A 12,873-nucleotide genomic window follows, 5' to 3' on the forward strand; every position below is an offset into this window, starting at 1 on the left:
GAAGGTCTAGTTGCTGAGGGCCTTCAGGAAATTTTGCAATTGCCCCAGGAAGCCTTGGCGCTGGGCCGCCGCATTCACGGCCGCGTTGGCGCTGTTGGTGTCCTCACCGCCAGTGGCTTGCAGCAAGATTTCATCCAAGGCCTCGCCAGCGGGCCGTTGGGGACGGGTGGCCACCAATTGATAATCAGCATTCTCGTCAGCGGGTTCCAGCCACACTTCCCACTGGCCCGGGAAAGCCCGGCGCACGGCTGCTCCTTCAATGGGGCGCAGATAATAGGCCGTGACAATTCGGTTTAAGAACCGATCGCGCAGTTGCCGGCCCGCATAGCCAATGCCAATGATCGCCAGGTCTTCCATCCGAGGATTCAGGAAAATCACGGGTCGATCGCCCGCCTCTTGGCACAGTTGCTCCACCTGAGTCACTTCCACGGCCGACGGTTCAATGAACAAAAAGATGCCATCCTCCGGTTGCACCTTGCCGGTCATGGGAGTGCGCCCCGATCCCACATCGGTGATCCGAAAAGGGCGATCGCCCCAATCGCGCCGAGCCAAGGCGGCCGCCCCCGCATCGGGAAAAAAGATTTTGAGCCGATCGCCCCAGGGTTCCAAGGCCGCGAGGAAACTTTCCGCCACGGGCATCACTTTCAGCTCCGGCAAAACCAATTCCACCTGAATGAGCGTTAGCCCCTCATCCAAAGCGGCAAGGGTGGCACTGCGGGCTTGGGCGATCGCCTCGGCTAAATCCTGGGGAATTCCGCTCATGATAGGGGTTTCTATGAAAAAACTATTAAGCTACAAATACTGTTCTTTATACCGTTTTTGGCCGCTTTGCCACCGCCGCTATGGGAAACATCACGCTCAATCTGGTTGCGATCGGGGTGTTTGTGGTCACCTTGTCTAGCCTGTTTGGCCCCTTGATTGCCCTCCCGGCGGAAGTGCCAGCCCTGTTCACCGCTGGCTTTTTGGGATTGGCGGCGGTCGATCGCTTTGGGTGGCAAGGTCGGGGCGGCACGTTGCTGGTGGACTGGTTTGCCAACCGATCGACGGCCCACCGCGATCGCATTTTGCACCACGAGGCGGGCCATTTTTTGGTGGCCCACTTGTTGGAAATTCCCGTTTCTGGCTATGCCCTCAATGCTTGGGAAGCGTTCCAACAGGGCTATCCCGGTTCCGGTGGGGTGCAATTTGCCGATCAGGAACTGGCCCAATGGCTCGATCGCGGTGAAGTGCCGGCCCGCATTCTCAGCCACTACGCCACCGTTTGGATGGCGGGCATTGCTGCTGAACAGTTGGTTTATGGCAACGCGGAAGGCGGCAGTGATGATCGCCAAAAACTCCTGAGCCTTTGGGCCCAACTCAGCACCCAGGGCCAAGGCAACCGCCCCAATGCCACCGCCCAAATGAATTTGTCGATTTTGCGAGCCAAGACGCTGCTGCAACAAAATGAGCGGGCCTATGGTGCTTTGGTGGCCCAACTGCGCGATCGGGGTTCGATCGACCAATGCAAGGCTGCGATCGACCAACACAAAGTCTCCCCGATCGATCAACCCTCCCAAGCGGCCTAGGTTGGCTGAATCGCGTGAGTTGCGAAGCGGGATTAGTCTGGGCCGATCGGGAAGGCCCGCAATCGGGGGCTGGTGATTTTGAGATGCACCCGATCGCCCGGTTCCAGCTTGCACCGCCAGTCTGTGACCACTTGCAACCGCTCACCGCTGGGCAATTGCACCAGGTAAACATATTCCCGTCCTAGGAATTGGCGCTCCAGCAATTGGCCGTGGCCTTGGGGATCGGCTTCCAGGGTCACATCCGTTTGGCGAATCGCCAGCTCCACCCGATCGCCCGGGGGATCGTTGCCCAGTTGTTCCGGCAAAATTAGCCCCAATTCCGTTTGCCAACCTTGGGCCGATCGGGTGGCGATCAGGAAATTAGTCTCTGCCACAAACCCGGCCACAAACCGGGAATCCGGCTCCCAATAGAGACCTTCAGGGCTGTCGATTTGCTCGATTTGGCCCCGACGCATCACGGCCACCCGATCGGCAATCGCCATAGCCTCTTCCCGATCGTGGGTGACAAAAACGGCGGCGGCCCCGGCTCGTTTCAAAATGGCTCGCACTTCCTGGCGCAACCGTTGGCGCACCCGGGCATCCAAATTACTCAGCGGCTCATCCAACAGAATTAAGGACGGCTGCGGGGCGATCGATCGAGCCAGGGCCACCCGTTGCTGTTGGCCGCCCGACAGTTCGTGGGGATAGCGTTTTTCCAGGCCTTCTAATCCCACCAGGGCGATCGCCTCGGCCACCCGATCGTGTAATGCCTGGGGAGCCTGTTTCCGCAATCGATCTAGCCCAAAGCCGACATTTTGGGCCACGGTCAGGTGGGGAAATAGGGCGTAATCCTGAAAGACCATGCCCAGTTGGCGGCGCTCCGGCGGAACCCAACCGCCCGGCCCCGCCACGGGCCGCCCTGACAGCACGATCGCCCCCTCATTCGGCATTTCCAACCCGGCAATGAGTCGCAGCAAGGTGGTTTTGCCGCAGCCGGAGGGGCCCAACAATGCCAGAAGTTCGCCCTGCATCAGGGTCAGCGTTACCCGATCGACCGCAGCCGGCCCGGTTTGATAGCGACGGGTTACGCAGTCTAAATGCAAAATGGCCAAATCCAAACGGGCGGCAGCGTCGGTCATGGTCGGGCAATCCACAAGGCAAAGGGCAAGGTCAGCCACAGGTCATCCTATGACGTTCGCTTGCTTCTTGCCAATCACTTGCAAGTATCAGCGCAAAAATGGAGCCTGTGGATCCGATGCAGATCTCGTGTAGATCTATCCCCATGAGATCTACACGAGATCTCGCGGATGCCGTGGACTTTAGGGGCGATCGAGTGGATCCAGCTCTTCCAAAATTCGGAACCGCACATGGTTGAGCGCCAAGTCACCCACCTTCAGATCCGACAACTCCGCCAAGGGTTGCCCGCCCAACTGGATTCCTTGGAATCGAGATCCCTTGGCAATTTCCACATGGTTCCAAGGCAGGGCCATGAAATAGCGAGTGGGATAGGGGCCGCCCTCTTGGATGTCGTCGGGGTTGGACTCCATGGGCACCCAGCCGAACCCGGGAATGAAGAACTCTAGCCAAACGTGGTTGTAGTCGGGATAGAGCGCCACTTGGGTGCGATCGGCCGGTTGTGGGCACTTGTAGCGACCTACGGTGCGGGTGGCGATGCCATTCAGCCGAGACAGGGCCAGCAACACGCCCACATATTCACCGCAACAGCCATAGCCGCGATCAAGCACCGCATCGGGCGGTTCAATGCTGCGACGAATCCGATAACCCAGGCGATCGTACACATAGTTCCGAATGGCCAACATTTGCCGCAGCAAGTTGGTTTCGGTGCCGATCGCCTCGCGGGCCGCCGCCCGCACCGAAGGCTGATCCATCGCCAAATTGTCGTTATCAACTAAATATTTTTCGGTGTAGTCTGCGGGCAATTGACAGTCCGCCAGGGAGGGCAACCGTTCCACATCCGGCGGCGTGAGTTGGTAGCGAATGCCCCGCACATCGATGATCGCTTTCCAACCAAACAGCCGCCCTTCACCCCGCTCGATCGAGCCAAATTTGAAGACCGCCACCTGCTGACCGTCGGGCAACAGTTCAATTTCAAAGGGCATCCCCACGGGTTCGACGCTTTGCACCGTTTGCCGATCGGTGTTGGCCGGCAAGGAAATGCGCCACTCCAAATCCTTCAGCAGACTGAAATCCACCCCTTCCAAGGGTGACAGTTCTTCCACATAGAACATCTCAATCCGGTAGCCGTTGGAGAGGGCATAGCCCCGATCGGGATAAAAGCCATAGTCCAGGGGGCCGATCGTCACCCGATCGCGGAACGCCACTTGCAGGGGTTCCGGATCGTTGGGGTTGTCGCGGATGTAGGGTTCTTCGCCCGAGTAGGCCACCCAGAGGGTTCCCGCTTGATCAAAAGCCAAAGCCGTGGGCGATTCGTAGGGAGTCAGGACGCTGAAATTCACCAGCCCCGTCGCCCGATCGAGACAATAAACCGTTTGCTCCAGGCGATCGCACACCCAAAGTTCTTCGCCCCTTGCCACCAAATTTTCTACCCCAATTCCGGGGGCATAGAACCGGGTAATTTCACGTCCTGTGTTCAGATCCAGCACATAGATACAGCCCGATCGCTGGGAGGACACGTATAGGGTCGATCGATAAATCGCCACCCCTTCCACCCACTCGGGCAGGGTGTACATGGATTTTGGTTCCCACTGGCCCCAATTGCAGGCGAGCACTTCCCGATCGCGCGTGAACCACACCGAAGGCACATCAGCCCCGGCCAACGGCGGCCCAATGGCCAGCCCGATCGCATCCAGAAAATCCCCAACCTGATAAACATTCAGAACTTCAGTGCAGTCGGTTGCCAAGTCCACCAGCAGCAGATGGCCCCGGGCCGCATCCAAGGCCAGCACCTGATCCTGATGAATCGCCAGGCCGCGCAAGGCATAGGTCGCCAAGGGACGACAAAGGCGATGGAGGCGATCGGGCGGGGCCGGGGAGTCGGTGGCCTCGGCGTTGGAGCGATCGGTGTCATGGGGCGATCGAAATGGCGACTGACGAGATTTCGCAAACACGGTTTTTAGGGGGCAGCCTCAACGGCGGCGGCGCGATTAATTTGTACGATAACCCGTTCTCGGAGACTGTATCAATTGCACCGGATTGGAAACCTTCCAATACTGACAGCTAGGCTTGGGGTTTGCTATCGATCGCTCCCAAAAACGCCCCAGAATCTTCAGCAGACTTTTTAGAAAACCTTCAGAATCAATCGCGATCAATTGCTCCCCGATGTTTACCATTGCGTGGCTTATGTCATGCCTTTGCTGACCTTTTGGGGGGCGCGAATCTTGAGCTTTGACCCAGAGCCTGTGTTGGCATTTAACGGGAAAGTTTCGCCTAAGAATTTTGCTGAAAGATCTTGGGTCAATGGAAATTTTGTATCAAAAAGATCAAAAACTAAAAATTAGCCAGAAAAAACCAGTTCCCACGACTTTTTAAAAAATGCGTTAGACTAACCGCCAGCGCCATTGTGATCGATCGCTCAAATGCTCTTGAGGTACAGATCATGGGACTTTCTCAAACAATCCAAGTGAAGCGGCTCGACTCCATGAAGTCGGGAATGGCAGAGTTTTACACGCCCCAATCCTGCCATGAAACAATGTTGGTGCAAGTGCCAGCCATGGCGCGGGATGATTTATTTGTGCATCGATTTCAGACCGATCAATTGTTGGTGGTGCGGGGCAGTTTTGTGATGGTGGTGTTGCAAAACCGTCGCTATCAATACATTCCTTTGAGCGATCGTGTGCCGGTGGTTTTAACCATTCCGCCCGGTGTGCCCCATGGTGCTTTGAACTTCAGCCAAGATCCCTGTTTGGTGGTGAATGCTGTGGTGCGTCACGGAGCAGCCCATCGCCTTGACTACCGACCCATGAAACCACCCTTTCCCTACGATTTGGCAGTGGCGGAGCAGTCCTTGGCGGCGCTGTTGAATTGTGTGGAAGCGGCGGCTTAATCGCCCGATCGAATCGCTCGCTTGAATCGCCCGCTCGAATCGCCCGCTCGATCGGTTGTTGGCTCGATCGCTTCATCAGGACTGACGCAACAGGTAGACCACTTAGATCACTGATTTCAACTAGATCGCTGATTTCAACGGGGTTCAGCTTCCAATTCCTGAAGCCTTGCTGCAATTCGTTCTCCAAAATCGGGATCGTTGTTCGCCAAGCTCAGGAGTTGCACATATTCCTGGGGTTTCAAACCCGCCTGCTCGATCGCCTCGAAAGCCTCCAGCTCAATTTCCTGCTCCAAGCGGCTGGCTTCCGGTTCGGTTTCCGCTTGGCGCAGCTCTCCTTCCCGCCGCTCCAACAGGGCCAGCACTTGCAAATAGGCCCGCACGAATTGGGTCACCTTTTCGGCCGGCACGGCGCTGGCATCCGGTGAAATCGGGGCGGCTGGCCCGGGCGCGGCCAGCGGGATCGGTTCCGTGGCGGCCCAGGCGGGGATCAAGGCGCTGCCCCAAAGCCCGCTGATTAGGCAACCAATCAACCCGATCGAGAGGAAAAGTTTGCCCACCGATCGCCCGGCTTGGCGGAGGCGATCGCCCCAAGAAAGGCACGAAAACTGGCTCGATCGATTGGCCATGGGTCTGCCTGCGGTTGTGCTGATGGGCTGGAGCTGCTGATTGGTTCTAGCTGATGAAGTTGGGCCGTTTATTTGAGCCGATCGATGGCGCTGAGATTGCGGTTGATCGCCCTATCGATCGACCGGATGTTGGCCATAGTGCGGCAATACCGTGGACCAATGGGGCCGAACGTCCTTTGCCCAATCCTGTTGGGCCAGTTGCAAGAGGGCGATCGCGTCTTGGCCCAAATCTGCCTCCGCCGTCACAATCACACAGGGAGCCGGTTGCTGGGCGATCGTGGTTTCCCACTGTTCCGGAGCCAAGACCCGATCGCTCAAATGGGTCACCAAGCCCGCCGCCGTAACCTCATAAATGCCCCCATGCCATTCTCCTCGTCGGGCCGGCATTTGCACCGCCAGCCATTCACCCGGTTGGGCCCGTTGGCGCTGTCGCCAGGCCGCCGCCGCCAGGGTGGAATAGCCAAACAGCGGGAGATCCAACTGTTGCGCAAGGGTGCGGGCCGCCACCACGCCAATGCGGGTGCTGGTGAAACCGCCGGGGCCGATCGCCACCGCCAAAAGCTGCACCGCCGACCAAGGCAGGGGATACACAAACTCCGACAGTCGATCGTGGAAATCGCTGGATAGTTTTGTGCCCAGCTCCCAAACCCGCCCCACCATGTCACGGGGCGAGTCTCCCTTAGCCAATCCCAACTGGGCGCTGGCGGTGTGGATGGCGATGCCCCAACGGTTCCCCTCAGTCATGCGGCAATCTTGTGCTCTTGAAATGCTGTTGAAGTTCTAATCTTGCCAGCTTCCGGCAAAGATGCTGCCTGCGGCCCGCGCGATCCGCCCCAGGTCTTCATCCAACAGCGGCGGCCAGTTCACCCCCTGTCGATCGCCCTGTTCATAGGCCTCGCGACTTTCTACCGCAATCCGATAGAGCGGCCCGGCCAGTTCCCGGCTGAGGCTGGGGGTTCCTTCCAAAGCGTTGTAGACCATTTTCAGGGCCAACAGAATGGAGGTAACTTGTCCGGGAATTGGGGGTTTGCCTGCCTTCAGCCGATTCAAAAATGCATCGGCATTTTCAGAACTCGCGTTGCCTTGGCCAATCAAAAAGCCGCGGGCGGTTTCGTAATCCATAGACAGGGTTGGGTTGAATCAGTTGAATCAACGGATAGCGTTCATGCCAACAGGGCCAGCGGTTAATTAACCCAAGGCAACGAGAAATGGGCCGGGGCGATCGAGCAAGGGTAAACCAGCCGATAGAATGGTTGCACCTCAAGATATTACTGAAAACAGCCCCCATCGATCGTGCTAGACCTGAAGCTACTGCGTGCGAATCCTGATGATGTACAAGCACGCCTGAACCACCGTGGCCAATACGACATTGCTCCGATTTTGGAACTCGATCGGGCAGTGCGTGACTTGGAACAGCGGCGCAATGATCTCCAGGCCCGCAGCAACGAAATTGGCAAACTGGTGGGCCAAAAGATGAAGCAAGGGGCCGATCCCCAGGGGGCAGAAGTGGCGGCCCTGAAGGAAGAAGGCAACCAACTGAAGGCCCAATTGGCAGAGCTGGAACCCCAGGAACGGGACTTGAAAGCGCAAATTGAAAGCGCCCTGATGACCATTCCCAACTTGCCCGACCCCACCACCCCGATCGGGAAGGATGAGGACGACAACGTGGAAATTCGGCGGTGGGGCGAGGCACTGATCCCCACGCGATCGGACATTTTGCCCCACTACGAAATTGGCGAAAAGTTGGGTTGGTTGAACTTTGAACGGGCCACCCGCATTGCCCAAAGCCGGTTTGTGGCGCTGATTGGCGAAGGGGCCGCCCTGGAGCGAGCGTTGATTAGCTTCATGCTCGATCGCCACATTGCCGCCGGTTATCAGGAAGTGTTGCCCCCCATCCTAATTAACTCCGCCTCGTTAACCGCCTCGGGCCAGTTGCCCAAGTTTGCGGAGGAAAGTTTCAAGTGCGATCGCGATGATCTGTGGCTCGCGCCCACCGCTGAAGTGCCGGTCACCAGCCTTTACCGCGATGAAATCTTGACCGATGATCAGTTGCCGATTTACCACTGCGCCTACACGCCCTGTTTTCGGCGCGAAGCCGGCAGCTATGGGCGCGACACTCGCGGACTCATTCGGTTGCACCAGTTCAACAAAGTGGAGCTGTTTAAGTTTGTGTCGCCGGAAACCTCGGAGGCAGAACACCAACAATTGCTCCAGGATGCGGAGGGCGTGTTGCAGGCCTTGAAGCTGCCCTATCGGGTGTTGCAACTTTGCACGGGAGACATGGGTTTCTCGGCCCAAAAGTGCTACGACTTGGAAGTTTGGCTGCCCTCCCAAAACAAATATCGAGAAATTTCCAGTTGCTCGAACTGTGGCGATTTCCAAGCCCGTCGGGGAAATTTGCGGTTTAAGGAGGCGGGCAAAAAGGGAACCCAATTCCTGCACACCCTCAATGGTTCCGGGCTGGCTGTGGGTCGAACGATGGCGGCAATTTTGGAAAATTACCAACAACCGGATGGGTCGATCGCCGTGCCGGAAGCCCTGCAACCCTACCTGGGCGGCAAAACGGTGCTGGGAGCGGCAACCCGTTAACCGCTCAACACAGCACCACCGCAGCGCCACCGCAGCGCCACCGCAGCGCCACCGTAGCACCACCGCAGCAAGGGCGGAGAGGCCATCACAGTACAATCAGGAAACCGATCAAACCGGAATCTTGGTTAGCGGCTATTGACCGTTGATTAACCCTGATTCAGCATTGGGTTCATCAAAATTGGGTTCGTCAACTATGGCAGGCGATCGAACGGCACAGTCTGGCTCTCTTGATCCCAAAATGACCTACTACGACCTTTTGGGGCTGCATCCCTCGGCGGATGTGATTGAAATTCGGCGGCAATATCGCGAACTGAGCAAGGCCTATCACCCGGACACAACCGAGTTGCCGCTCCCGATCGCCACGGTCAAATTTCAGGAGTTGAACCAGGCCTATGCGGTGTTGAGCAATCCCGATCGCCGGGAGCAATATGACCTCTCGATCGGCTATTCCCGCTGGACGGTGGTGCAGCCCTGGCAAAATTTGCAGCCCCCCAGTTCCTTCGAGTCTTCCAATTTGTACTTGGATCCGACCGATCGCCCCCTATCCGGCGGGGAACTGTTTGCTCTGTTTACGCTGGGCCTGTCCTTTGTGGGCTGTTTGGCGTTGGTGTTGGTGGTGGGAATTTTGCGGGGAGAAATTTCCCTCACCCAAATTGCTGGATTGTAGGTTTAGTCAAGTTCCCAACACCAACCCAGCCCGGGGACTTGCTACGATGATCGGCACGGTGTCTCCCGGCGGCCCGATTTGACTGGATGAATCGATCGCCCATCGAGCTGGTGGCGGCCCGAGCTGGGTTGTGAGGGGTGGGTTTTCTGCCCGATCGACCCGCAGCCACGGTCAAACCCAGCCCCCGATCGCTGGTTTATTCAGCGGAGATCCGATTGCTGATTTCAGACTTCCCTATGGATAGTGACGGTAGTAGTCGTCCGCTCGAACCGCTTTTGCATTCTGCCTTCCCCCTCCGTTCTCCATCCAATCGCGCCCTAAAATCGCCCCAAAATTCGGCCTCAGCCTCTGTCCTAAACTCAGCCTCAAAATCTAACGATCCTCCGTCCCCCGTTCTGTTGTCGCGTCCGGCGATGTTGACGGAACCCCCTTCGGCGGTTTGGGCCCGCTGTTTGGGAACGACGATCGCCCTGTTAACCCTGACCTTGCCTTGGATGGCGGTGGTTTATTCCAATTGGGATGCAATGCCCTCCACTGCCCTGCCAACGCCAGCGGTCTTCCGTGCGGAACAGCCGATGCCTTAATCGCTCAAGCGAGCTTTGGGCCCTGGATAGATTCGCAAACTGGACAGATTCGCAAACTGGACAGATTTGCAAAATAGATTCGCAAACTGGACAGATTCGCAAAATAGATTCGCAGTGCTCAGGATCCTGAGTGTCGATCGTTCTGAGCGACCAATTCCGCCGCCCGATCACCGGTTGCTACCCCTGGGGTCGCGCTCCATGCAATTATTGGAGGGCCAAAAGGGGCGCTCCGATCGCGCCCGGTGTCTGTCAGGATCGATGCCCAACCCTCGATCGCCTGAGGGTTAAGAAGCTGGGCCCCAATCCAGCCATTGCAGGGAGTCAATGATGATGGACGATCGGGCGCGATCGACTGGAGTTTGCTCTGGCGCAAGCAAGTATTCAAGCAAGCTTTTAGGATCGAGACCATGGATCTGTCGCGCATTCCTGCCCAACCGAAGCCCGGAATTGTGAACGTGCTGGTGGAAATTCCCGGTGGCAGCAAGAACAAATACGAGTTCGATAAGGATATGCAAGCCTTCGCCCTCGATCGGGTGTTGTATGCCTCGGTGCGTTATCCGTTTGACTATGGCTTTATTCCCAACACCTTGGCGGATGATGGCGATCCCCTCGATGGGATGGTGATTATGGATGAGCCGACCTTCCCCGGTTGCGTGATTGCCGCACGTCCGATCGGTTTCTTGGAAATGGTGGATGGGGGCGATCGGGACGAAAAGATCCTTTGTGTTCCCGCTGCGGATCCCCGCTATGCCGGTGTGAACTCCCTGAAGGACATTCACCCCCACCGCTTGGAAGAAATTGCTGAATTCTTCCGCACCTACAAGAACCTGGAAAAGAAGGTGACGGAAATTCTCGGTTGGCAAGAGGCGGACAAGGTGGCGGCGCTGGTTGACAAGTGCGTGGCTGCTTACCAGTAATTGCACAGTTAACCTGGTCTAATTCAAGTTGGTCTAATTCAAGTTGGCTGAATCCAAGTTGACTGAATTCAGGTTGGCTAAATTCAGGTTGACTTACAGCCCTTACCCCGATTACTAAGCACAGTTGACCGTAGGGTGGGCAATGCCCACCAAACCGTTGCTTCATGGCATCTGTAATATGGCGTGCCAATAATTCTAGGTAAAGGCTGTAACTGCTTAAGTTGACTCAATTCAAGTTGGTTTGATTTGGCTCAACTCGTGTGGCTCAACTTTGACTGGATGAGTTGCTCAACAGCTCAACAGTCGCTGTGGACTAGTTGCCGTTCAACGGGCGATCGGGGTGATGGAAACGAACGGATGGGCGATCGGGCGGTTGAAATCCTGGGCGAGTCTTTGGACGTTTAGCCTTTTGGGTGCGATCGCCCTGTGGGGTTGCGGGTCGGCGGGCCCTCAGTTTCAAGGGGGATCCTTGCCGCCGGCCGCTGAATTCAACAACTCAGCCGGTTCCGCCGAAAGTCGTCCTTCCCCGATCGCCCAACCGGGCCCCGTGCGGGCATTTTTTAATCACAATCCTGCTAGCCAATATCGCGATCCCTACCGGGGCATTGAGCGATCGGGCGATGACCTTGAAGGGCGAATGGTGCAGTTGGTCGAAAGTGCCCGATCGACCGTGGTGGTGGCCGTGCAGGAATTGCGCTTGCCTCGGTTGGCCCAAGCCTTGGTCGATCGCCACCGGGCCGGCCTGCAAGTACGGGTGATTTTGGAAAACAGCGCCAGCCGTCCCTGGAGCAGCTACAGCCCGGAGGAGTTGGCGCAACTGAGCGATCGGGAGCGATCGCGCATTGAAGATTATTTCCGGCTGGGCGATCGCAACGGCGATGGAACCGTCAGCGAGGCGGAGGTGCTGGCAACCGATGCCATGGTGATGTTGGCCCAGGCCGGCGTGCCCACCCTCGACGACACCGCCGATGGGTCTAAGGGATCGGGCCTGATGCACCACAAGTTCATCGTGGTGGACGGCAATCGATCGATCATCACCTCCGCAAACTTCACCCTCAGCGATGTCCATGGCGACATGGGCCGGCCCGCCAGTCGTGGCAATCCCAATAATCTGTTGGAAATTGACAGCCCCGTGGTGGCCGGTTGGCTGCTGGAGGAATTTGGGCTGATGTGGGGAGATGGGCCGGGCGGCCAGCCCAACAGCCGCTTTGGCACAAACAAGCCCCTGCGCCCCCTGCGATCGACCCAAGTGGGTGATGCCACCATTGGCATTCAGTTTTCACCCATGAAAACCGCCGTTCCCTTTGCTGAACGCACCAACGGAGTGATTGCGGCCACCGTGGGCCCAGCCACCCGATCGATCGATGTGGCCCTGTTTGTCTTTTCTGAGCAGGCGATCGCGGATGCCATGGAAACCGCCCACCGCCGAGGAGCCAAAGTGCGTGTGTTGGTGGATCCCAGCTTTTTGGCGCGGGACTATAGCGAAGCGCTGGATCTGTTGGGGGTGACCCTGCGCCGCAGAACCTGTGAACTGGAACCCAATCAGCGGCCTTGGAACCCGCCGATCACCACCGTTGGTTCCCCAGAGTTGCCCATGGGTGACCTGCTGCACCACAAATTTGGCTTGGTGGATGGGCAAACGGTGGTGACCGGTTCTCACAACTGGTCGGCGGCGGCCGATCGCCTCAATGATGAAACCCTGTTGGTGGTCAAGCACCCGATCGTGGCGACCCTGTTTCAGCGGGAGTTCGATCGCCTCTGGAGCAACGCCACCACTGGCCTCACCCCGAAGCTGAAAGAGCGCCTCGCAGCCGATCGGGCCCGCTGTGGTTCCTAGGGGTTGCCTCAACCCATTCAGTAAATTCAGCCTATTCAGCAAGTTCAGCGCATCCCGAGCTTATTCAGCGCTTGACCCAGCCCGT

The 12,873-nt window shown here is 57.6% G+C and carries 13 protein-coding genes; 7 read left to right on the plus strand and 6 right to left on the minus strand.

Annotated elements, in window-relative coordinates:
- Nucleotides 1–6: 6 nt before the first annotated feature.
- A complete protein-coding gene (locus ACZA91_RS05165; protein WP_099533091.1) occupies nt 7–762 on the minus strand; it encodes a DUF1995 family protein in 756 nt (251 codons plus the stop codon).
- An 80-nt stretch (nt 763–842) separates the two neighbouring features.
- Here ACZA91_RS05165 and ACZA91_RS05170 point away from each other — a divergent pair, with 80 nt between their 5' ends.
- Nucleotides 843–1,565: an ATP-dependent Zn protease gene (locus ACZA91_RS05170; RefSeq protein ID WP_099533090.1), complete on the plus strand. Its 723-nt coding sequence runs from the start codon at nt 843–845 to the stop codon at nt 1,563–1,565.
- Nucleotides 1,566–1,597: 32 nt separating this feature from the next.
- Here the strand turns inward: ACZA91_RS05170 and ACZA91_RS05175 are convergent, their stop codons facing one another.
- Together ACZA91_RS05175 and ACZA91_RS05180 are read right to left on the minus strand one after the other, a co-directional pair.
- Complete coding sequence (locus ACZA91_RS05175) at nt 1,598–2,683, minus strand: ABC transporter ATP-binding protein (protein WP_190354490.1); 1,086 nt, start codon at nt 2,681–2,683, stop codon at nt 1,598–1,600.
- 180 nt (nt 2,684–2,863) lie between these two features.
- Complete coding sequence (locus ACZA91_RS05180; protein ID WP_463185042.1) at nt 2,864–4,633, minus strand: transglutaminase domain-containing protein; 1,770 nt, start codon at nt 4,631–4,633, stop codon at nt 2,864–2,866.
- 488 nt (nt 4,634–5,121) lie between these two features.
- Between ACZA91_RS05180 and ACZA91_RS05185 the strand changes: the two genes are divergently transcribed.
- Entirely contained in the window at nt 5,122–5,568 is a 447-nt protein-coding gene (locus ACZA91_RS05185; protein ID WP_099533087.1) for a cupin domain-containing protein, read from the plus strand.
- 134 nt (nt 5,569–5,702) lie between these two features.
- Here the strand turns inward: ACZA91_RS05185 and ACZA91_RS05190 are convergent, their stop codons facing one another.
- From ACZA91_RS05190 to ACZA91_RS05200, 3 genes are all read right to left on the minus strand, one after another.
- Complete coding sequence (locus ACZA91_RS05190) at nt 5,703–6,194, minus strand: DUF4168 domain-containing protein (RefSeq protein ID WP_463185044.1); 492 nt, start codon at nt 6,192–6,194, stop codon at nt 5,703–5,705.
- A 111-nt stretch (nt 6,195–6,305) separates the two neighbouring features.
- Entirely contained in the window at nt 6,306–6,938 is a 633-nt protein-coding gene (tsaB, locus tag ACZA91_RS05195; RefSeq protein WP_099533085.1) for a tRNA (adenosine(37)-N6)-threonylcarbamoyltransferase complex dimerization subunit type 1 TsaB, read from the minus strand.
- A gap of 36 nt (nt 6,939–6,974) precedes the next feature.
- The gene (locus ACZA91_RS05200) at nt 6,975–7,316 is read right to left on the minus strand and encodes a Dethiobiotin synthetase (protein WP_099533084.1); all 342 of its coding nucleotides are present in this window, start codon (nt 7,314–7,316) and stop codon (nt 6,975–6,977) included.
- A gap of 171 nt (nt 7,317–7,487) precedes the next feature.
- Between ACZA91_RS05200 and serS the strand changes: the two genes are divergently transcribed.
- The 5 genes from serS to ACZA91_RS05225 all read left to right on the plus strand — a co-directional run bounded on the left by serS (nt 7,488) and on the right by ACZA91_RS05225 (nt 12,788).
- Nucleotides 7,488–8,783, plus strand: coding sequence for a serine--tRNA ligase (serS, locus tag ACZA91_RS05205; protein ID WP_190354487.1), 1,296 nt, complete (start codon nt 7,488–7,490; stop codon nt 8,781–8,783).
- 193 nt (nt 8,784–8,976) lie between these two features.
- Nucleotides 8,977–9,450: a J domain-containing protein gene (locus tag ACZA91_RS05210; RefSeq protein WP_099533082.1), complete on the plus strand. Its 474-nt coding sequence runs from the start codon at nt 8,977–8,979 to the stop codon at nt 9,448–9,450.
- Nucleotides 9,451–9,848: 398 nt separating this feature from the next.
- Nucleotides 9,849–10,034, plus strand: coding sequence for a hypothetical protein (locus ACZA91_RS05215; RefSeq protein ID WP_190808234.1), 186 nt, complete (start codon nt 9,849–9,851; stop codon nt 10,032–10,034).
- Between the two features lie 407 nt (nt 10,035–10,441).
- Entirely contained in the window at nt 10,442–10,951 is a 510-nt protein-coding gene (locus ACZA91_RS05220) for an inorganic diphosphatase (RefSeq protein WP_099533103.1), read from the plus strand.
- A 343-nt stretch (nt 10,952–11,294) separates the two neighbouring features.
- Nucleotides 11,295–12,788: a phospholipase D-like domain-containing protein gene (locus ACZA91_RS05225; protein WP_463185047.1), complete on the plus strand. Its 1,494-nt coding sequence runs from the start codon at nt 11,295–11,297 to the stop codon at nt 12,786–12,788.
- The last annotated feature ends 85 nt before the right edge of the window (nt 12,789–12,873 follow it).

The organism is Limnothrix sp. CMB-01 (assembly GCF_055193175.1).

Excerpts from the sequence above, each read along its gene's own strand:
- tsaB (WP_099533085.1), bottom strand. The coding sequence starts at position 6,938 with ATGACTGAGGGGAACCGTTGGGGCATCGCCATCCACACCGCCAGCGCC.
- ACZA91_RS05165 (WP_099533091.1), bottom strand. The coding sequence starts at position 762 with ATGAGCGGAATTCCCCAGGATTTAGCCGAGGCGATCGCCCAAGCCCGC.
- ACZA91_RS05175 (WP_190354490.1), bottom strand. The coding sequence starts at position 2,683 with ATGACCGACGCTGCCGCCCGTTTGGATTTGGCCATTTTGCATTTAGAC.
- ACZA91_RS05200 (WP_099533084.1), bottom strand. The coding sequence starts at position 7,316 with ATGGATTACGAAACCGCCCGCGGCTTTTTGATTGGCCAAGGCAACGCG.
- ACZA91_RS05220 (WP_099533103.1), top strand. The coding sequence starts at position 10,442 with ATGGATCTGTCGCGCATTCCTGCCCAACCGAAGCCCGGAATTGTGAAC.
- ACZA91_RS05190 (WP_463185044.1), bottom strand. The coding sequence starts at position 6,194 with ATGGCCAATCGATCGAGCCAGTTTTCGTGCCTTTCTTGGGGCGATCGC.
- ACZA91_RS05225 (WP_463185047.1), top strand. The coding sequence starts at position 11,295 with ATGGAAACGAACGGATGGGCGATCGGGCGGTTGAAATCCTGGGCGAGT.
- ACZA91_RS05210 (WP_099533082.1), top strand. The coding sequence starts at position 8,977 with ATGGCAGGCGATCGAACGGCACAGTCTGGCTCTCTTGATCCCAAAATG.
- ACZA91_RS05185 (WP_099533087.1), top strand. The coding sequence starts at position 5,122 with ATGGGACTTTCTCAAACAATCCAAGTGAAGCGGCTCGACTCCATGAAG.
- ACZA91_RS05170 (WP_099533090.1), top strand. The coding sequence starts at position 843 with ATGGGAAACATCACGCTCAATCTGGTTGCGATCGGGGTGTTTGTGGTC.